This window comes from Dictyobacter sp. Z7_2 (genome assembly GCF_057551105.1).
Genome location: NZ_BAAJPE010000001.1, coordinates 1,785,290 through 1,804,494, shown reverse-complemented (window position 1 = coordinate 1,804,494; position 19,205 = coordinate 1,785,290). Strand labels below are relative to the sequence as shown.

At 51.8% G+C, this 19,205-nt stretch carries 16 protein-coding genes; 3 read left to right on the top strand and 13 right to left on the bottom strand.

All coding sequences use genetic code 11. The annotated features are described in order from the left end of the window. Positions 1–19: 19 nt before the first annotated feature. Positions 20–1,822 (top strand): DEAD/DEAH box helicase, encoded by a 1,803-nt coding sequence (locus AC27N8_RS07010; protein WP_487065350.1) that lies wholly within the window; start codon positions 20–22, stop codon positions 1,820–1,822. Positions 1,823–1,871: 49 nt separating this feature from the next. On the opposite strand, the gene AC27N8_RS07005 is transcribed toward AC27N8_RS07010, so the two are convergent. The 6 genes from AC27N8_RS07005 to AC27N8_RS06980 form a co-directional block, all read right to left on the bottom strand. After that, complete coding sequence (locus tag AC27N8_RS07005; RefSeq protein ID WP_487065348.1) at positions 1,872–2,105, bottom strand: hypothetical protein; 234 nt, start codon at positions 2,103–2,105, stop codon at positions 1,872–1,874. A gap of 191 nt (positions 2,106–2,296) precedes the next feature. Continuing rightward, positions 2,297–2,716 (bottom strand): hypothetical protein, encoded by a 420-nt coding sequence (locus AC27N8_RS07000; RefSeq protein WP_487065346.1) that lies wholly within the window; start codon positions 2,714–2,716, stop codon positions 2,297–2,299. Further along, the gene (locus AC27N8_RS06995; protein ID WP_487065344.1) at positions 2,706–3,218 is read right to left on the bottom strand and encodes a pyridoxamine 5'-phosphate oxidase family protein; all 513 of its coding nucleotides are present in this window, start codon (positions 3,216–3,218) and stop codon (positions 2,706–2,708) included. The genes AC27N8_RS07000 and AC27N8_RS06995 overlap by 11 nt, the downstream gene beginning before the upstream one ends. Positions 3,219–3,509: 291 nt before the next feature. Continuing rightward, positions 3,510–4,352 (bottom strand): alpha/beta hydrolase, encoded by an 843-nt coding sequence (locus AC27N8_RS06990; RefSeq protein ID WP_487065342.1) that lies wholly within the window; start codon positions 4,350–4,352, stop codon positions 3,510–3,512. A 131-nt stretch (positions 4,353–4,483) separates the two neighbouring features. After that, complete coding sequence (locus tag AC27N8_RS06985) at positions 4,484–4,945, bottom strand: cupin domain-containing protein (protein ID WP_487065340.1); 462 nt, start codon at positions 4,943–4,945, stop codon at positions 4,484–4,486. 105 nt (positions 4,946–5,050) lie between these two features. After that, a complete protein-coding gene (locus AC27N8_RS06980; protein ID WP_487065338.1) occupies positions 5,051–5,806 on the bottom strand; it encodes an SDR family oxidoreductase in 756 nt (251 codons plus the stop codon). Between the two features lie 278 nt (positions 5,807–6,084). On the opposite strand from AC27N8_RS06980, the gene fxsT reads away from it, so the two are divergent. Further along, positions 6,085–9,192 carry an FxSxx-COOH system tetratricopeptide repeat protein gene (gene fxsT / locus AC27N8_RS06975; protein ID WP_487065336.1) on the top strand — a complete coding sequence of 1,036 codons (3,108 nt, stop codon included), beginning with the start codon at positions 6,085–6,087 and terminating at the stop codon, positions 9,190–9,192. A 155-nt stretch (positions 9,193–9,347) separates the two neighbouring features. Here fxsT and AC27N8_RS06970 read toward each other — a convergent pair whose 3' ends face one another. From AC27N8_RS06970 to AC27N8_RS06960, 3 genes are all read right to left on the bottom strand, one after another. Further along, positions 9,348–10,253 carry a hypothetical protein gene (locus AC27N8_RS06970; protein WP_487065334.1) on the bottom strand — a complete coding sequence of 302 codons (906 nt, stop codon included), beginning with the start codon at positions 10,251–10,253 and terminating at the stop codon, positions 9,348–9,350. A 45-nt stretch (positions 10,254–10,298) separates the two neighbouring features. Next, positions 10,299–11,258 (bottom strand): ABC transporter ATP-binding protein, encoded by a 960-nt coding sequence (locus tag AC27N8_RS06965; protein ID WP_487065332.1) that lies wholly within the window; start codon positions 11,256–11,258, stop codon positions 10,299–10,301. Positions 11,259–11,542: 284 nt separating this feature from the next. Next, positions 11,543–12,370 (bottom strand): SDR family oxidoreductase, encoded by an 828-nt coding sequence (locus AC27N8_RS06960; protein ID WP_487065330.1) that lies wholly within the window; start codon positions 12,368–12,370, stop codon positions 11,543–11,545. A gap of 120 nt (positions 12,371–12,490) precedes the next feature. On the opposite strand from AC27N8_RS06960, the gene AC27N8_RS06955 reads away from it, so the two are divergent. Continuing rightward, on the top strand, positions 12,491–13,087 hold the full coding sequence (locus AC27N8_RS06955; RefSeq protein WP_487065328.1) for a TetR/AcrR family transcriptional regulator: 597 nt from the start codon (positions 12,491–12,493) through the stop codon (positions 13,085–13,087). Positions 13,088–13,293: 206 nt separating this feature from the next. Here the strand turns inward: AC27N8_RS06955 and AC27N8_RS06950 are convergent, their stop codons facing one another. From AC27N8_RS06950 to AC27N8_RS06935, 4 genes are all read right to left on the bottom strand, one after another. Next, positions 13,294–14,571 carry a chitinase gene (locus AC27N8_RS06950; protein ID WP_487065326.1) on the bottom strand — a complete coding sequence of 426 codons (1,278 nt, stop codon included), beginning with the start codon at positions 14,569–14,571 and terminating at the stop codon, positions 13,294–13,296. Between the two features lie 145 nt (positions 14,572–14,716). Continuing rightward, complete coding sequence (locus tag AC27N8_RS06945) at positions 14,717–17,089, bottom strand: glycosyl hydrolase family 18 protein (RefSeq protein WP_487065324.1); 2,373 nt, start codon at positions 17,087–17,089, stop codon at positions 14,717–14,719. Between the two features lie 286 nt (positions 17,090–17,375). After that, positions 17,376–17,861: a hypothetical protein gene (locus AC27N8_RS06940; protein ID WP_487065322.1), complete on the bottom strand. Its 486-nt coding sequence runs from the start codon at positions 17,859–17,861 to the stop codon at positions 17,376–17,378. Between the two features lie 158 nt (positions 17,862–18,019). Next, the gene (locus tag AC27N8_RS06935; protein ID WP_487065320.1) at positions 18,020–18,703 is read right to left on the bottom strand and encodes an RHS repeat-associated core domain-containing protein; all 684 of its coding nucleotides are present in this window, start codon (positions 18,701–18,703) and stop codon (positions 18,020–18,022) included. Positions 18,704–19,205 lie beyond the last annotated feature (502 nt).

Below are 19,205 nucleotides of genomic sequence, written 5' to 3'. Positions count from 1 at the left end.
TTGGCCGAAAGGATTTTTCATGCCATCTTTTAACGATATGATTTTGCAGCCCGCCACGCGTAACGTGCTGGCGAATATGAAGATTACTGACCCCTCTCCGATTCAATTTGAAGCCATCCCAGCTCTCTTAGCTGGTCACGATCTGATTGGACAATCAGCCACCGGATCAGGTAAGACGCTTGCCTATAGTATTCCATTGGTCGAAAGACTATCGAAAGAACGCGTTGCTCAGGCGTTGGTTCTGGTACCCACGCGAGAGCTCGCCGTCCAGGTCAACACCGTGTTGAGCAAGCTGGCCATGGGCCGCCGACTCACCACAGCCTTGCTGGTCGGTGGACGCCCCTACGCTAATCAGATGTCGTCGTTGCGCTACGGCGCTCAGATCGTCGTTGGCACGCCAGGACGCATCAAAGATCACATTGAGCGTGGTAGCCTGGTACTGAATCAGATACGTATCTGTGTCCTCGACGAGGCCGATCAGATGCTCGACATTGGTTTTGCTCCCATCATTGAGGAGATCCTGTCGACCATGCCTGAGACAAAACAAATGGCACTCTTCTCCGCTACTATGCCGGATTGGATCGCCAAGCTTCAGGCGAAATTCCTCAAGGATCCCGTCAAAGTTGATATTACTGTCGCCACGGCTGGCGAAAGCACCATTGAACAGATCGCTTATCAGGTTCCTCACGACCAGAAAATGGCCGCGCTCTGCACACTCCTGCATTCCTCGCAGGGAGAAAGCAGCCTGATCTTTGGTAAAACAAAATATGGCGTCGAGAAGTTAGGCAAGCAGCTTGGCCGCCTCGGCTTCGCTGTTGGCACACTCCACGGCGACAAGAGCCAGCGTGCTCGTGACGAGATCCTGACCAAATTCCGTAATGGACAGGTCCATACCTTGCTGGCTACCAACGTGGCAGCGCGTGGCCTGGACATCAAAGGCATCTATCAGGTTATCAACTACGAGCTCCCAGAATCGAGCGAATTGTTTACCCATCGTATCGGTCGTACCGGTCGCATGGGACAAGAGGGCAAAGCCATCACGTTGCTGGTCCCATCGGATCTGCCTAAATGGCGCCGTATGGCGAACAATCTGGGACAAGCTGTCAAGTTGCAGCGCCTCATCATCGATGAGGAGGCCATCCTTGCCAGACAAGAGGCTCCTGGTATTCCAGAGCACGAGTCGATTGAGGATCAACGTTCCAACAGAGGTCGCAGAGATTTCTCGGGCGGCCAGGATCGTGAGCCGCGTCCATTCCGCAATCGCAGAGACTTCTCCGGTAGCCAGGATCGTGAGCCAAACAACGACCCACGTCCGATCCGCACGAGCAGAGACTTTTCCGGTGGTCAGGAGCGCGAACCAAACAACGATCCACGTCCGATCCGTAACAACAGAGATTTTTCAGGTAGCCAGGATCGCGAGCCGGACAACGAGCAGCGCCCCGCTAGAGGACGTCGAGACTTCTCGAACAACCAGGAGGGCGGACGCTTTGAGCGCTCAAAGCGTGAGAACTATCCATCAGCCGCCGACACACGACGACGTCCTGAGAGCAGAGATTCCGCCACACCCACGCGAACGTTTGTCAGGCCGTCAGAAGATTTGAGTGTGCCAGAACGCTCGCATGCTGGAAGATTAAAAGATGGTAGCCGCCGACCAGCGGGAAAGCCATCAAGCTTCAGTCGCAGCGCAGCGGGAAAGCATAAAGCCTACACCTTTGCCGAGACAGAGGCTCAGGCTCGCTCAACCACGAAAAGAGCTCCCAAAGCCGGTCAGGCCGGACGACCACGTCGTACCGCCGTTACCAACCGCGCCACGGGTCGCTAATCGCTCCAGATGCAAAAGGGGGATGTGCCTCCAAAACAGGTCCGCTACGCTATGGGGTGACAGGCTCACCGGCGTAGCGGCGCGGCTCCGCCGTGCTGTCTGTGACTCGTATGACCACGCTCCTTATGAGGTTCCATTGCGAGATCTTTCCACCATGGATGGTCTCCCCGGCGCTGCTTCCAGATGCAGGTGGGACGTTGTCGTGCGTCCAGTGACAGCACGGCGGAGCCGCGCCGCTACGTCGGCTGGCGTTGATGGCTGGTGCGAAGGGTATCTTATGCATATTCGTGGGGAAATCTATCCGTGTGAAGGATTACTGATGTGTCCGGGGATCTGTTTTGGACAAGGTCATTCTCGTCATATGATTGCCCGGTATTGTTGCTCGCTCTGCTGGGCTCTGGGGATGTGAAGGCATAAACGGCTTCACATCCCTTTTAAATCTCTGCAAACAGCTTTTCAGCACCACTTAATAAATCAGAGCGTCTTCAGTCTATTCCAATCGATCACGGGCCGTGAGAGCTGGCGTTTTTGTAGATACTTCTTACTGGCCTTGCCCGTGGCGCGCAGTGTTTGTATTGTGCCGAGTGGACCTGTCAGCCCTAGTCCAGGCGTAAAACGTTGAGGATGTAGTATCCAATCGTCCCCAATCATCTCCAACGTCCCCGTGATTGAGTACGTTTTGAGCTTCCCGAGCTTTTCATCGTGACTATGGCACAGGAGTGTGGCCGCCCCCGCTTTTATCGCGATCCTGGCCTCAATGGCAAGATGGATTACTTGTGCCTGATCGTCAATACGAGGCTGACAGAGAATGCTGGCTGGATATCCATCCGCGTCGATCGTGGTCAGGACGGCATTTGGAAATTGTTGGAGATATTTCACGCTTTTATCCCACATAGTTGCCCTCTATTTCTTGTGCTGGCTGTTTCATATCTCCCTCAGGCCAATATCTGATGCGCTGCGGAGTAATATAGATGCGTAAGCGTAGGAAGTACCAATCCGTCAAGGATTGAGTGAGAGCATTCTTTGTATATGCTCGACTGGACGGTTGGCGTTTGAAGAGGAGCGCCCAGAAGCGCTCCATTTCATCATCCAATGTTACCACCTCGTCCGGGGCTTCGGCGGTCCCCTGTACCAGCACCACGGGCGGATTAGTGAGGTTACTTCCGGTTGGATTTGAGAATAAGAGCGAGACGTGTGGATTACGGCGAATATTAAATACTTTCTGGGGAAAGCCGATTGATGTCGTAATTAAGAAGCGGCCTGTCTCTGGCAGAAAGAGCGTGGAGATAGGCCATGTACTGGGCACACCATTTTTATTGACTGTTGTAAACTCACAACAGAGAAAGTTACGAAATACCGCCTCAATCTCGGGCGGAAACTCCTGTTTTTTGTTCATTCATTCTTGTATCCTTTAATTTATTGCCCCCATGTTGAAATTCCTTGCCTTGAAGTATACCTGATGTGGTTCTCTTGTGTCGAGGTCGTTAGAGATCGTTAGTCGATCGTTTAGAGATCGTTTGATAAGGGGAACGACTTGTCCGAGCTACTTCTCGTTGGGAGGAGCCGGAATTTGTGCTCCCAAAAACGTCGAGGGTAAAATACCACCTGAAAAAATCGGCGGTACGATTACAGTGGTGAGCACGTTTGTCCGGCAAAGATGCTGGCTGGCGTGCTCACTACTGCCATACTAAAGCTGTTTTGTGATGAAGGAGAGCGTGATTTCGGCCACTTCGCGCCATCCGTGATCAATGATCAAAGAATGTCCGCGATTGGGGAGTTCGTGGAACTCGGTGACGGCCGGGTTGTCTTTTTGTCGTTTGTAAGCAGCATTGACGACGACCGATGGGACCGTATGGTCTTTCTCTCCTGCGATAAGCAAGAGGGGGCCGCGCTCCGGGTTCCTGGTGTTGACCTGGTCTTCCGTCCATGGATTGAGGTTGGCGGCGGCAGCCTGGAAGATGGGCGTGCCGGAACCAGGGACCGCAAACGTATCGTAGAGCTCGTGGGCTTCGTCTTCCGAGAGCATATTAGCGAAGCCGTAGCGAAACTGCTCGAAGGTCAGTGAAATAGCCCGATGGTAGTTGAATGGATTCGAAAGAACAGGTGCGCCGGACTTGAGCTCGGAGAGCGGTATGGGCAGCACGCCACGGAACCCGGCTGGATCGATGGCGACTGTGATAGCGGATAAGCCCTGATCTGCCAGTTGTTGGGCAATGAGACCTCCGAAGGAATGACCAACCACAATTGGCTTCCTCTTGAGCTGGCCGATGGCCTGAGCATAATAATCGGTGACCTGCTTGATCCGCTTATTGGCAAAGACCTCCGGGTCCTCATGTGCTTGCTCGACTGTCTGTGGATCATCAGGCCAGCCAGGGGCAAGTGTCGTATAGTCTCGCTCTTCAAAGAGGGTACGCCAGGAGTCCCAGCTGGATGCCAGTAGATAGAGGCCATGTACGAAGACGACCGGCCGCTTCCCTTGCGCGTTGGCGCGGTCGATCTGTTGCTGTTCCTGAAGCGTGAGTGTTGTCATAATCTACTCCTTTTGATGTATCGGTGGGCATGGTTCTGCCCGATGAGATATTTGTTGGAGGCTTCTATTACCATCTTGTCATTGCCTTCTGTGAAGACGTTGGATTGGACAGCCCCCGACGCTAAAGATGATTATTCCGTAAGTGGAGGGCCAGTCACTACCAGACCATATCTGGCTGCTAGTGCTCCGAGCGCTTGTACATCCAACTCTGGAGCCAGATAGAGGGGGCGCAGCTCTTCAAAAAAACCTCTGAGTCCGCCTGGAAGAAAGGTGACGAGTAGCTTTCCCGCCGTCAATGATCGCCAGGTATGTGATACACCTGCTGGGATGCGGATAGAGGTTCCTGCACTCGCAGTAAAAAGGTTCTCCCCCAGTTTCACCCGATAGGTCCCCTCCAGAATATAGAGCAGCTCTTCCTGCTTATGGGTATGTTCAGGTGGTCCCACCTGTGGCAACGTGATCGTCACTGCCTGATCGTAGAGCCCATTGGTGGTTTGCGCGGTCGCTTTCCAAATCCAATACTCCCCACTCGCTTCAAATGTAACCTCTCCTTCGTTCGCGCTCTGCACAAGCGATGCCATATGTGTAGTCATGAATAATCTCCTTTTCTTTTTCTTTTCTCATATGCTTCTTGCTGAGGAAGGTAAAAAGCTGATCTACGCAAGCCTGCGGATGCTCTCCAGGTACCCAATGATCTCTTAGATGGTATTTAAGAGCCAACCACCATCTGCTGCGATCTCCGCGCCTACGACAAACGAGGAATCATCAGAAGCGAGAAACAGCGCCACATTTGCCACTTCTTCTGGGCGACCCAGGCGCTTGAGTGGCGAATGGCTGATGCGTGCCACGTCCTGAGCGTCCAGAATCGCCTGTGATGATCCCGACCGGGCCAGGAGCCGCGTGGCGGTAGGCCCAATCGTAATAGTATTCACTCGAATACCGCGATCGATGAGTTCAGCCGCGAGTGCCCGTGCCAGTGCGTGAATTGCTCCCTTGTTGGCAGTATAGAGCGAACTGCTGGGGATGCCGGTCAGGGCGTTGACCGAGCCGTTGAAGATGATGGATGCTGACTCATTGAGTAAAGGGAGAGCCTTTTGGACTGTAAAATACGCTCCCTTGAAATTGGCGTCAAGCATCTCATCGAATGCCGCTTCATCCACCTCTTCTAACGCGGCTCCCTTAAAGACGCCTGCGTTGACAAACAAAATATCCAGCCTGCCAAACGTCTCGTGTATACGAGCCATCAGTTGCTCGATCTCACTAAGTTGTGTGACATCGGCTCGAATCGCCATCACGTCGTGACCTAATTCGCGAGCAACCGCCTCAAGGGTTTCACGGTCTCGTCCTGTAATCACGACTTTGGCTCCGTTGGCATGAAATGTTCTGGCCGTTGCCAGACCAATTCCGCTATTGCCTCCGGTTACTAATGCCACTTTTCCTGTAAGGGAACTCATACCACTCTTTTCCTTTCGATGGGTGATCTTCCTCTTAGAAAAAGGATACCTCCATTGGGTTGCTTTTTCTGAGGGCGTTATCGGTCTTTCATGTGACCTTTCACGTCACTTTCAAAAGGAACAAGAACGAAGAAAAAAACTTCGTAACGTATCGCATACTATCCAGCGTATCGTATACTATCCAATGGATGCCCTTCTTTTCCACCCAGGCGAGCAGGAACATCAGGGAAATATTTTTGAGTGTCCCCATCACATTAGGGAGATCAGGAGGAAATGCTATGCCGAGGAACGAATTCTTACGTCGGCAACGCATCGAGCGCAATTGGCGGCAGCAAGATGTTGCGGACCAGTTGGGCACTACCATCACCACAATTGGGCGTTGGGAACGAGGTTCTCAGCAACCCAGCGCCTACTTCCGTATCAAGCTCTGTGCACTCTTTGGCAAGAGCACCCAGGAGTTAGGATTGGTGGACGTGCTTCTCTCATCACCAGAGAACACCACCGAAGACACCACGCAGGCTGTGAGCACTCCCTCCCAGGAGACCGAGCTGTGGACGGTACCCTATACGCGCAATCCCCACTTTACCGGACGCGATGATCTGCTTGAACAACTGGAGCAGGTGTTTACGGTCGAGACTCCAGATCAGAAAGTAGGTGTTCGTCAGGCCACATTGACCCAGACTCAGGCCATCAAGGGGTTAGGCGGCATTGGGAAGACGCAGATCGCCATCGAATACGCCTATCGTGCTCACCAGAAGGGGCGCTATCACGATATTCTGTGGATCTCTGCTGCAAGCGCAGAGACGATCTTGACCAGCTTTGTCGAACTTGCGCGTTTACTCCCGGTTCGTGTGCCCCAGGAGGAGACGAATCAGCGCACCATCGTTGCTGCCGTCCTGCACTGGTTAGAACAGAGCGTGCAGCCCTGGCTGCTTCTCGTCGATAATGCCGATGATCTCTCCCTGGTTCAGCCCTATCTCCCTCGCAAAGGTAATGGACATATTTTGCTTACTACAAGAGCCAATGCCGTTGGTTCACTTGCTTCCTCCATTGAGGTCGATATGATGGGGATTATGGAAGGGACTCATCTCTTACTGCGACGTGCTCACCGCTTTTCGGCCTCCTCTCCAGAAGAGATAGACGAAGCCATCAATGTGATTATTGCCCTGGGACAATTTCCTCTGGCCATCGATCAGGCAGGAGCCTATATAGAAGAGACCGGATGCAGCCTGTACGACTATCTCCAGCTCTATCAAAAGCATCGCTCGGCGCTGCTTGCGCGGCGCGGGGAGCAGACCACAAACTATCCAGAGTCGGTAGCAACGACCTGGTCCCTTTCGTTTGAGCAGGTGGAACGGACCAATTCGGCTGCCGCCGAATTGTTACGTCTTTGTGCCTTTCTCGCCCCCGATCATATGCCGGAAGAACTGTTCACCGAGGGAGCTCCTTATTGGCCACCTCAACTTCAAGAAGCGATGGAGGATCGCTTCACCTTCAACCAGACGCTCGAGACCTTGCTGAGTTTTTCCCTGATCAAGCGGCTCTCTGAAGAGCGGATGCTGAGTATTCATCGTCTGGTACAGGTCGTCCAAATGGATCGCATGGACATCCAGACCCAACGTTCCTGGAGCGAGCAGGTAGTGCGGGCCATGCAGACGGTCTTCCCTCAAGATCCGAAAAACGTGGACACCTGGCCTCAGTGCCTGCGCTATCTGGAACAGGTTGAGGCGTGCGATACGTTAATCCAACACTATCAACTCCTGTTGCCTGAGGCAGCGGATCTACTTGACCGAACCGGCAGTTACTTTCTTGAACACACGATGTACTCTCAGGCAGAGGTCTTGTATCGGCACGCGCTTGGCATCCGCGAGCAGCGCTTCGGTGTGGAGCATCCTCAGACAGCGGCCAGTCTGAACCATCTGGCGATTCTCTATCGAAACAGTGGCAATTATAAAGAGGCAGAGCCGTTATACCAGCGTGCTCTTAGCATCCGTGAGCAGCAACTCGGTCCTTTTCATCTCGACACCGCTGACAGCCTGTACAGTCTGGCAAATCTCTATGAGTCTCAGAGAGTCTACCCAAAGGCAGAGCCGTTGTATCAGCGAGCGCTCCGCATCCGTGAGCAGCAACTTGGTCCTCACCATCTCGACACCGCTTTTATTCTGAGCAGTCTGGCGCTCCTCTACATCAATACGGGACGCTATGAGGAGGCAAAACTATTGCACCAGCGTGTGCTCCACATCCGTGAGCAGCAGCTCGGTCCTTTTCATTATCTGACAGGAAATAGTTTAAACAATCTGGCCATCATTGCTACTCACAAGGGACAATACATAGATGCGGAGTCGCTCCACCAGCGTGCGTTACACATCCGTGAGCAGCAATTTGGTGCATTCCACTTTTATACAGCGCAGTCTCTGTACAATCTGGCAGAGCTATATATGAAGCAAGGACGCTATGGAGAAGCGGAACTGTTGTTCCAACGTGCGCTGAGCATCTACGAGCAGCATCTCGGCCCTTTGCATGTGCACACAGCGGATGTGTTAGCCTGTCAGGCCATGCTCTCTCTCAAAATGGATAAAGAGGCAGAAGCGGAAGCGCTGGCTCTGAAGGCGCTACACATCCACGAAGAACATCTGAATGCTTTCCATCCTTACGTTGCTTTCGACCTGACGATCCTGGCGACCCTCTATAGAGGCCAGGGGAATTATGCCAGGGCAGAGCCTTTGTTTCTGCGTGCGCTCACCATCAATGAACAGACATTGGTCTCCACTCATGAGCAAGTGGCTCTCACCTGCTATGAATTTGCTCTGTTGCGGCACGCACAGGGTCACGACGACGAGGCCCGCTCCCTCTATGAACGCGTTCTGGCAATGCAAACACACACGTTGGGAGCAACTCATTCTCAAACCAGCGAGACCCGTAAGCAGTTAATTGCGTTGTTGCACAGCATGGGTTGCACTCAGGAAATAGCACAACTGGAGCAAGCACAGCTAGAAGCAACGGATCTTCTGAGAGAGGAAACCCCAGTCAGTAGTATGGGTGTGTCACTGAAGCAGAGTGCAGAGGTGAGTGGCGTATGGGACGACATTATTCCCGCGTGCCCTCTGTGTCAGCAGCCTGGAGAGGTCCGCAAAAGTGGGAAAAATCGGTCGGGGAGCCAGCGGTTTCGCTGCTGGAGGTGCCAGTTATATTTTACTCCTCAACCAAGTACTCAGCAGCCCGATCAGTTGCGCCAGGCCGAGGCTCTCGCGCTGGCAGAACAAGGTATGAGTTATCGTCGAATCGCGCGCCAACTGGGCGTGCATCATCAAACTGTGAGTACATGGGTTAGTGCTCTCAAACAGCGTACAGTGTCAGATAAGGTAGTCTCCAGTGTGAGGCTATAATGTATGCGTTGGAGTATATACTTGCACGACCGATCTGTGCTATACCGTTGCGAGCATCCAGGGGACACGCTCTGGTGTCGCCTGGATGTATGCCTGCTTTACAATTAACTCTCTGGAACTTCGGGAGCGTCGTTTGGCGTATCCACATATGAGATTTATGACTGCACGTCACGCTGTTTGGTTATCAAGAGAGAAACTGCCAGGCAGATGCCCGCATAGACAAGCGCTACGACGATGGTATGGAGGCCGGTTACTGTTACTCTTGGTCCCGCAATTGTGTCGGGAATGTATGTGCTGATGGCAACATTGGGTAGTATATTCAGATTTGGTCCTAACAGATAGGCGCTCATTTTTGGCAGTATCTCTCCCGGAAGGAGGTTATGAGCCAGCTGAAACAGGATAGTGGCAATATTATCAAACGGGAACCAGATCAAGGCAGCGGCCATACCGAAGGTGAGTGAACGTCCTATGACGGTCAATGTGGTGGCGACCAGGATGGAAACCCACATATTAAGAACCAGGTAAAGGAAGTACTGTACAAAGATACCTGTGCAATGGGATAGGATGGTACCCATGGCATTGAGGCTTCCGGTTGCCATACTGACCTGAGAACATATTAAGATGCCATTTAAAATGAGGCCGCCAATCTGGACCAGGAGCGCAAAAATGAAGAGGGCGACGATCTTGCCGAGTAAGAACTGAACTCGACCTACGCCTCGTCCCAGGATAACGCGAATTGTCCCAAATTGATAATCCAGACCTATCACGAAAACGGTGACCACGAGAGCCAGGTATCCTGAAAGGGCTCGGAAGATTAGCAGGTCTTGTCCCAGCACAAATTGATAGATGTATGAAACGGGATCGCTTTGCTGTAACTTTGGGGTCTCATTGTAGTTCAGCAGGTAAATGGACGCTGTAAAAAAGATAGTCAGCACGATCATAATCCAGGTTGAGCGTAGCCAGGTCATCTTTACCAATTCGCTGCGTACTATCCCCGGAAAGCTAGGTCTGGCTCGCTGAGCGTTTGATGAGATTGTTGTGGTCTGCGTATAAAGTTCCATTGTTTTCCTTCCATGTTGATATAGTATCAGTGAAATTTTTGTGGTTTAATCATTGGTCAGGTCTAAGAATATTTGCTCAAGGTTTTGTTCGCGCTGCATAATTGTTTCGGCCACAAAATTGAATTGGATGAGAAAACTTGCCAATCTGGCGGCCTTATTTTCCGGAGCTCCTGTGATAATTGCTCCGTCGGGCTCCATATATGTTTGCTGGCCCCAGGATTGTGCTTTCAGCAGTGTTAGCGCTTCCTGAGGTCGATCAACGCGGAGGAGAAATTCATGATGGCCGCTTTGCTTGATCAGATCGCTCATGGAGGCCTCTTTTACCAGCGTACCTCGCTTAATGATGGCGACGCGCTTGCAAATCTGCTGCACCTCTGTCAGGAGATGGCTGGAAATGATGATGGTTTTGCCGCTGGCCGCCAGATTGCGTAGCGTTTCACGCATCTCGATGATCCCTATCGGGTCCAGGCCATTGGTCGGCTCGTCGAGGATAAGGAGATCAGGATCGTGGAGGAGCGCTACCGCGATACCCAGCCGCTGCTTCATCCCGAGTGAATAGGTGCGAACCTTATCCTTTTGACGAGAGCGCAGATCTATCAAATCGAGCACCTCATCGATACGCTGTTCCGAGACGCCTCCGAGCACATTTCCGAAGGCTCGTAGGTTGCGGCGAGCATTGGTATGCAGGTAGAGAGCGGGAGTTTCAATCAGTGCGCCCACGCGTGAGAGAAGCTCAGCTGGATGGGTGGTTATATCCTGACCAAAGAGCTCCACGCGACCGGACGTGGGAGTAATCAGCCCCAGGATCATGCGGATCGTTGTCGTTTTACCCGCTCCATTGGGACCAATGAAGCCAAAGATCTCTCCGCGCTTGACCTCAAAGTCCAGGTGATTGACGACCGTACGGTCCTGATACATTTTTGTCAACTGCGTCACTTTAAGAATCTGCTGCATCTGCTGCGGGGCGTCGGAAGGGATTGTGACCCCCTGTGGATATGGTGTCATACCAGTTATTCTCCTTCATCTATATGTGTTATTATCTAGAGATTGCATGCTATGAGCTGCTTTTCTATCTTTTTTGTTCTGTTCACAGTATAGATGAGCATTGTTTGAGGTCTGTCATGTTCCTGTCGCCTTCGTGTTGAAGCTTCGTCGCAAATCTGTCGCAGCACAGAAATCTTCTTGGGAGCGTCGTCCAGGTGTGAAGATGAATAAAAGTGATCTCTGCTCATCGATTTATCAAAGATGTCACCCTGGAATTGCCAAATGTACAGGCTCTCAGTTTCACATCAGTTGTTGATGTAGTGCTCTTCGAGGTCCTGGATCAGTCCGGGATGCACAGGTCGCCATCCCAGGAGTTCCCGGGTCTGTGCACTTGACCTCGGGATGTCGCGCGCCGCCACCATACCCAGGAAAGGACCGAAGTGGGTGTTTGCATCTTCTTGGGGAATACTGACTACTGGCAGATTCAGGCGGCGACCAATGACGCTGGCAATGTCGCGAAATGGTACTCCTTCGTCGCCGACCCCGTCAAGCCGTGAACCCGCCGGAGCGTTTTCCAGTGCCAGGCGGTACAGATGCGCTGCATCAAGGCGATGGACGGCCGTCCAGCGGTTGGCTCCGTCGTCGACGTAGGCAGAGACGCCCTTCGTGCGGGCAATGGTAATCAGTCTTGGTATGAAGCCGTGCTTGTCGTCCTCGTCGTGCACAGACAAAGAGAGAGAGGCAACTGATGCACGCACGCCAGCCAGTGCGAACACTGCGTTATTCGATGCCTCTCCGTTTAAATGAGCAGTGGTCACAAACGGCCTGCCTGTGCCCTCAAGCGCCGCTCCCATAGTCTCGACGGCGCGCAGATCGGCGGTGAGCGCGGCTGCAAAGTCCGAGAAGTTGTGTCCAAACGCCAGGTGAATGACGCCATCGGCAGCGGCGGCACCACTGCGAAGGCTGTCGAGGTCGTCAAGGGCACCACGCTGCACCTCAGCCCCAGCTTCCTTTAGTGCAGCGACACCGTTATCTGAACGTGTAAGTCCGATGACCTGATGACCGGCAGTGATGAGCTCGCGAACGACGGCGGAACCGATGTAGCCTGTTGCTCCTGTGACAAAAACGCGCATAAGAAAATTCTCCTTCTCCTGGTAAGAACGATCGTGAATGTGATAAAATGAGGTTACCTCTCATATATTAACGGAGGAACCCTCACTTTGTCAAGGGGCAATAGCTCGAGGAGAAAGAATTTGCAGGAATTGAATGAGCCAATACCAACTAACCGCCCAATGCGAGCTGATGCCCAGCGTAACTACGCCAGCCTGCTGAAGACGGCGCGAACTGCGGTCGCGGAGCGCGGCGCTGACATTGTCCTGGAGGACATCGCCAGATCGGCTGGAGTTGCGATCGGAACGCTGTACCGTCACTTCCCCACGCGTCAGGATCTCCTGGAAGCGGTGTTTTTGGATGAGACCAATGAATTGAGGGCGCACGCTGAAGAACTCGCAAGTGCTTCCGTTCCTTTCGACGCCTTCATGAGCTGGCTTCGTCTCCAGATGGACTTCGCGGCTCGCGGGCGGAGCATGGGAGCTGCCATCATGACTGCCAAGCATGTTCCGGGAACGAGAATCTCTGATGCGAACAGAGCGATGCACCAGGCGGGAGAAGTCCTGTTGCGCCGCGCCCAGGCTGCAGAACAAATCCGAACGGACGTCCAGATTATCGACGTGGTGCGACTCGTCTACGGAATCGCTATGGTGAACGCACATGTGGCTGATCCTGATGGGGCCAACCGCATGCTTGATCTCGTCATCGCTGGCATCAGAACAAAGCCGAGTCAGGAGTGAAGGTGGGCCATGTCCTGACTACGAACGACGTGGCTTATGTATGCAGTAGCGGGAGTGCCCTCTGCCGCATATCATTGTGTTTCGTTGGGGCTATTTCGAAACAGGGCGATCCCATTGTGATGCTCTCATACAAAGCGGGCAGCCGCGAAGATAGATTCTTCACGTCTGCCCGCAGGTAGATCGTATAGGCCGCTATTGATGTACGATTAACAACTGCCGAGAGAGGTCCAGACGCCGGCGGGACCGCCAGGGACATCATTCTCTGTCCACCACTTGGCCTGCCAGAGGGTGCCGTTATAGGTCACTTTGTTGCCGCCGACGTAGGCGACTCCAGTTGTCCAGGCGGGGACTCCGGCACATGAGCCACCCGTGACAGGTGTGGGAGTCGGAGTGGGAGTTGAAGCGATTGTCGTTGGAGTGGGTGTCTTTCCCGTGACAGGTGTGGGCGTTGACGTTGGAGGTGTTGCTCCAGCGAATTGTACCACGTACTTTGTGAAATCCCAGCTGTTCTGGGCCACGCTGCTGCACGTGCCTGAGAGCGAACCGTTGTTGTCGACGGGATTACATTGGCGGTCGCGGTTAAGCGCCCAGAAGGTATAACGGCCGAGGTGATTGTTTTCCGCAAATGTTAAGACTGATTGGAAGTCGGCCTGATAGAAGTATTCAGCGCTATCGGTACGGCCATTCATGCCTGAGAACCCTTCGTGGGCGTAGGCGGTAGTGCTGCTCCAGCCGAAGGTGTTCATCAGGATGGTGTTGAAACTCTGCAAGGCGGTAATCTGACTGCTGGCACCACTAAAGCCACCATCGAAGGGCATGATACTGAAGGTATTTGGTGTGAAGCCCACTGTTTTGGAGGCGGTTAGCAGCAGTTGCCCGAAGTAGCCGGTGCCGCTGGTGGTGCCCGGAATGGTGACTGAGATATAAAGGTTGGGATTGTTGGCTTGCAGGATCTTGGCTGCGCCTAGCTCGTAGTTGATGGCGTTGGTGTTCTCATATTCTGGCTCCTCCAGATCGAGGTCGATGGCGTTCAAGCCATACTTTGTGATCACGGTCTGCTCCGCAGCTGCGACAGCTGACGCGCTGCCACAGGTCTCGCCGAGCTTGGTGCCGCCATAGCCACCAAATGAGACGGATACATCGCCGCCGGCTGAGCGTACCGCATTGATAATCGGTGCGATCTGCGTGTCGGAGGAAACATTATCCATACCGGCATCGGCCTCCCAGGCCGGCGTACAGCCACCGTTAGCGACAACGAAGGCCAAGGTGAAGGCTTTGGCGCCGCTGGCCGACATGACTGTGGTGAGGCTGGGTGGTGTGTTGGCGAGTGGCATGACATAGGGAGCGGCTCCATACCAGTTGCTGCCAATGGCGTTGGCTGCTTTGGCGTTGAGCGGCTGGATGATGGCCACGGCCACGAGTGAGATGAGTAATACTACAGCTACTACACCTGCTGCAAATTTGATACGCTTGTTTTTTGGCATAGTTGTCTCCATGTATCGGAATATAATAATCAAGGGGCAGTGCTATGACGACTGCTGCGTCCTGACCCATCATTGGGTCAAATGGAGTTAGTGGATCGAATGGGGCGAGGAGCTTATGCTCCTCGCTTTTGTCATGAAGGGTAGTTTAGCTTAAGGAAACATCGTCTACGTAGTCATTGGCCTGTCCATACCAGTCATGCACATAGATGGTGATACTGGTGGTGGTCGGCGTAAATGTATAGCTCAGGAGTGTATAGCCAGTGCTATTTGTCCATGTGCTGCTGTAGCCATTGACTCCAATATACGCGTAGCTTCCCTGCACGTAGGCTGTCAGCGTGTACGAGCGATTGGCCTGTACTGTGATAGTCTGCGTACATTGACCCGTGGTCGAGCTGGAAGGGGTCATTTGCAAGGCATGCGTTCCGCCGTGTACGGGACTGCTGACAACAACGTCTCCGCTATCGCAAGTCCAGCCGTTCAGGGTTCCTGCCTCAAAACCGGGATTGACGACGAGATTCCCGGCGACAGGCGTGGGCGTCGCTGTTGGCGTACTGACAGGAGTTGGTGTGGGCGTCGGCGTATTGGTTGTTGTGGGCGTAGGAGTCGGTGTACTGCCTGGTGTGGGCGTGGGTGTAGGTGTGCCAGTAGGAGTCGGAGTGGGTGTTGGTGTCCCGCCCGTACTACCAGTCAGGCCGCTCGAAACAGCATTAAGTAAAGTCCCAGTGCTATCATCCTGGTCGAGGGAGAAGACCATCGCTCCAGCCATACCGTTGCTCTTGATGTAGGTATCTTTGGCCGCAATGGATTGTGGATTATCTCCGGTATAGAAATTTGAGCCATCGTAGATCCACGAAGCTTGTGTGGTTGAGTCGAAGAAGTTATCGCTGGCATTCGTGGTCAGTCCAGCCGCTACAAGCTCTTTATAGTCCGCGACGCCAGGCGTCTGGCTGTACGTAAAGCTGCCTGACGGTCCGCTGGCTTTCTGATAGAGCCCATGATTGCTTCCCGCCGGGACACCGGTCCATCCACGATAGTAGAAGGGGATGCCCATCACAAGCTTACTGGCCGGGAAGCCTCCAGGGATGCTGTAATCGGTCAGGCCGGTGGTCCAGGCTTTGATGCTGGTCTCGATGTTGTATTTCTCGTTGCCTGGGGCAACCACTGCCGAGGGATCGTTCGCCGATGCATGTAATGGATCTTGTAAGTTTGTTGGTCCAGTGGCTTCAAAGCCGCCGTGCATATCATAGGTCATTACATTGGCGTAATCCAGATAGTTTCCTACCTGATTGGTCTGGATCTGCGCGATTTTGTCCTGACCGGAAGGCACTGCCGCTGTGAGGAGGTAATGCTTGCCGATGCTGGCACCATAGCTGTCCAACTCGCTGCGGAACTCTTGCAGTAAGAGCGTGTAGTTGGCCTTGTCGGCTGTACTGTAGTGGTTGCCTGTGTGGCCAAGCACGCCTGGATATTCCCAGTCGATATCGAAGCCATCAAAGATGCCAGCCGCCGCCGCTGTACCGCCTGACGCGTCGCCACTGATGCCCGTTGGGAGGTTGCCCTTGATGAACATGTTGATACAGGAACTGACAAACTTCTGGCGTGAGGCGGCCGTTGCAGCGACATCGGAGAAGTATTTCGAGTAGGTCCAGCCACCGAGGGAGAGCTGAATTCTGAGATTGGGATATTTGGCCTTCAACTCGCGCAACTGATTGAAATTTCCCTTGATCGGCTGGCTCCAGGAGTCCGTTGAGCCGTCGACCGTGCTGGAGGTATAGCTCTTCTGATAATCAGCGAAAGCATCGCCCGCGCCATCGCCGGCGTTGGCATCGCTCTCATTGGTGGAGTCGGAGGCTTTGATCGTCTCAAAGCAGGTGAGGTTGGTGGGATCAATGTTCTCAAAGTCGTAGATGATGGTGGTTAACTTTGAGGCCGCTCCCGAGGAGACGATGCTCGATGGGTAGTAGGCGTTGCCGTAGATGCCCCACTGGTCAAAATAGGCCAGTTTCTGATAGGGAGTGGCTCCTGCGGCCTGCGTGGAGGCGGTCACTGATGAACTTTGGGCTGAAGTATTGCCATCTTTGTCGTAGGCCTGGACGGTAAATGTGTAACTTTTGGATGAGAGGAGTGAGCTCACCGTTACATTGGTACCCATTGAGGTCGCAACGATGTTTGTCCCATTGTAAACGTAGTAGGCCGGGACATCTCCCGTTCCCGAGCTATCGGTGGATGCTGACCACGAGAGGGTGATGGTCTGCGGTCCCGTAGCAGTCGCCTGGATGTTGGTCGGCGTGGAGATATTCGTCGCGTTGGCTGCTCCATGCGCGATCGCTGGCACCTCGATCACTCCTCCGATGATCAGGATGAGCAGGCAAATGACGCCAGCCACCGTTTTCGCGGTCTTCTGTCTGGATTGCGTGGGTAGAATGGAAAGAGGGACGGTCTGCTGCGACTGAAGCCTTGTGCTTGATCCACTCCGTAGGGGATGCTGTAAGAACTTCAGCAGCTTCGTTTTCGACATGCGTTACTCCTTGCTAGCAGTGATCCTTCCGCCAGCCGATCTCGAATACGAATGATACATTAGCTTTTGTTGGACAATCATAAGTCATAAAATAAGGGAATTACCGAGTTCAAGCGTACTTGTCTATTCAAGTGTACCTGATCCTGGTGCATACGTCAAGATGTCTATACCAGTAGTCATGTTACCTTGCCTGAGGGTGGGCTAAGATTCTGGCGATTTTGGTAATTATTTAGTAGGCTCACGTAGAAGATGCAAACTGAATATCTATTTCTAACAACATATAATCTTATGGCCCAGGATTTTCAAGAGACTCTACATGTTTTTGCGCTATGATTTTCTGCTTTTGAGCATATTGTTTTGTCAAAATATATCCGTAAAGAGTAAGTCCTATGACCAATAAGCAAAAAAGGAAGAAGAAGCCCAAAGCTTCAAATAAATACTCTTCATAGAATTGAGAAACATGTCTACTAACGAGTGGCAATCCGATAAGACAAAGAAAGATTCCAATGCATTCTTGATATAAAGCGGAAATAATAGAATGATTTTTCCACCACGGGAGTAGAACCTGTCCACTCAATTTTATCACTTTTTCCTGTACTTGAGCGGTACGAAATGTGATGATCCCTGCCAAAAGGAGTATGCTACTTATATCAAACAAAATAACTCCAAAAGCTAAGCGTCTATAGGTTGATGAAAAGGTCACGATTATTAACGCTAGTAAGAAAATACTTCCAGCAAGAGTAGATATGCATATCCAAAGTCGTTTATTCATACTGATTTTCCTTTTTGTCAAAAAATACAAAAAATGTTCAAGAGTCTCACAATAGAGATACACAAAAGTTAACATTATGAATCTACTCAATTGGTTCATCACATAAACACGCAGAGCCAATTGAGTAAATTTTGCTATTTAGGATACAAGTGTAATTATTATATATTAAATACTATAGCTGCTAATCCACATCCTACAGCAAAGCCAGCAGAAAATGCAGCTGCCCCTGCTAGTATAGCTGCTCCATTGGCTGTGAGAGCAGCAGCAGATTCTGCTGCGAAGGCTGCAACTACACCAGCTGCAATATCTCCTGCAATTATAGTTTCTAAACTTTGACTGGCAGCCGCAGCAGCTTGCTGTGAGCCTAACCAATTTCTATATGCTCCAATCGCAGTAGCAATAGTAACACCTACACCTAAGACAGCAGAAAATCCCGATCCTATACAACCCTGAAAATCGGAAATTGCATCTTTTCCGTTAGGATCAATTTCGTTGATAGGATCATTATCAGCGTAGACATATGGATTGGCCTTGATAGCCTCCTGCAAACTGCCGCCGATTGGTGTCGCCTGCGTCCAGCGTCCAATGGTGGCGTCATAGTACCTGATTCCGAACTTGATAAGCCCCGTGGTCTTGTCGGTATAGCCACCAGCGTAGCCCCAAGGATTGACCAATCCATTCTGTACCGTTCCTCCTCCTAGACCGCCAAAGGGGTTATACCAATAGCTTGCTACTAATGCTCCGCTGCTATCAGTCATCCCGACAATGGAACCGAGCCCATCGAAGAGATAATAGTAAGAGTTACCAGCAGAAGTTCGTTCGCTGTCGCATCTGCAGTGCATATACGCGTTGGTGAGAGGTTTCACAGGTATCATAATAGAGTGTGTGAGTAATTATTTTATTTTCGTCTCAATGGATACTTCAATTGATAAAACAAAAAGACAAGTATAAAAATAATTCCCAAAAAATAAAAAATTGGACCCTGAGGAAACAATTTTCCTGCTGATATACAAATAAACAAGAAACCTATACTCCCTAGCACATTCGAAACTAATAGGAGTACTCGCTTCTTTTTATACCAAGGTACTCCAAAATCCTCGGAATTCCGAATGGCGTTTTTTAGAAGTTTTGGGAGAAAAATAAGTTGAATAATGACCATAATCGCCAAAATAATGGCAATTATTTGGTAAATAATAATAAGCATAATGGGAAACCTTCTTCTTTCATAGGAGCATTATAACAAAATCTCTTTTGAAGAGATAATATGTAACTATTCAGGTCTACTCAACGCATGATTCGGGGAAGGTACTTTTCATCTTAATTGGTGAAATCTCTTCTTTTAAA

Coding starts and splice junctions, on each gene's coding strand:
- AC27N8_RS07010 (WP_487065350.1), top strand. CDS start 20: ATGCCATCTTTTAACGATATGATTTTGCAGCCCGCCACGCGTAACGTG.
- AC27N8_RS07005 (WP_487065348.1), bottom strand. CDS start 2,105: ATGCATAAGATACCCTTCGCACCAGCCATCAACGCCAGCCGACGTAGC.
- AC27N8_RS07000 (WP_487065346.1), bottom strand. CDS start 2,716: ATGTGGGATAAAAGCGTGAAATATCTCCAACAATTTCCAAATGCCGTC.
- AC27N8_RS06995 (WP_487065344.1), bottom strand. CDS start 3,218: ATGAACAAAAAACAGGAGTTTCCGCCCGAGATTGAGGCGGTATTTCGT.
- AC27N8_RS06990 (WP_487065342.1), bottom strand. CDS start 4,352: ATGACAACACTCACGCTTCAGGAACAGCAACAGATCGACCGCGCCAAC.
- AC27N8_RS06985 (WP_487065340.1), bottom strand. CDS start 4,945: ATGACTACACATATGGCATCGCTTGTGCAGAGCGCGAACGAAGGAGAG.
- AC27N8_RS06980 (WP_487065338.1), bottom strand. CDS start 5,806: ATGAGTTCCCTTACAGGAAAAGTGGCATTAGTAACCGGAGGCAATAGC.
- fxsT (WP_487065336.1), top strand. CDS start 6,085: ATGCCGAGGAACGAATTCTTACGTCGGCAACGCATCGAGCGCAATTGG.
- AC27N8_RS06970 (WP_487065334.1), bottom strand. CDS start 10,253: ATGGAACTTTATACGCAGACCACAACAATCTCATCAAACGCTCAGCGA.
- AC27N8_RS06965 (WP_487065332.1), bottom strand. CDS start 11,258: ATGACACCATATCCACAGGGGGTCACAATCCCTTCCGACGCCCCGCAG.
- AC27N8_RS06960 (WP_487065330.1), bottom strand. CDS start 12,370: ATGCGCGTTTTTGTCACAGGAGCAACAGGCTACATCGGTTCCGCCGTC.
- AC27N8_RS06950 (WP_487065326.1), bottom strand. CDS start 14,571: ATGCCAAAAAACAAGCGTATCAAATTTGCAGCAGGTGTAGTAGCTGTA.
- AC27N8_RS06945 (WP_487065324.1), bottom strand. CDS start 17,089: ATGTCGAAAACGAAGCTGCTGAAGTTCTTACAGCATCCCCTACGGAGT.
- AC27N8_RS06940 (WP_487065322.1), bottom strand. CDS start 17,861: ATGAATAAACGACTTTGGATATGCATATCTACTCTTGCTGGAAGTATT.
- AC27N8_RS06935 (WP_487065320.1), bottom strand. CDS start 18,703: ATGCACTGCAGATGCGACAGCGAACGAACTTCTGCTGGTAACTCTTAC.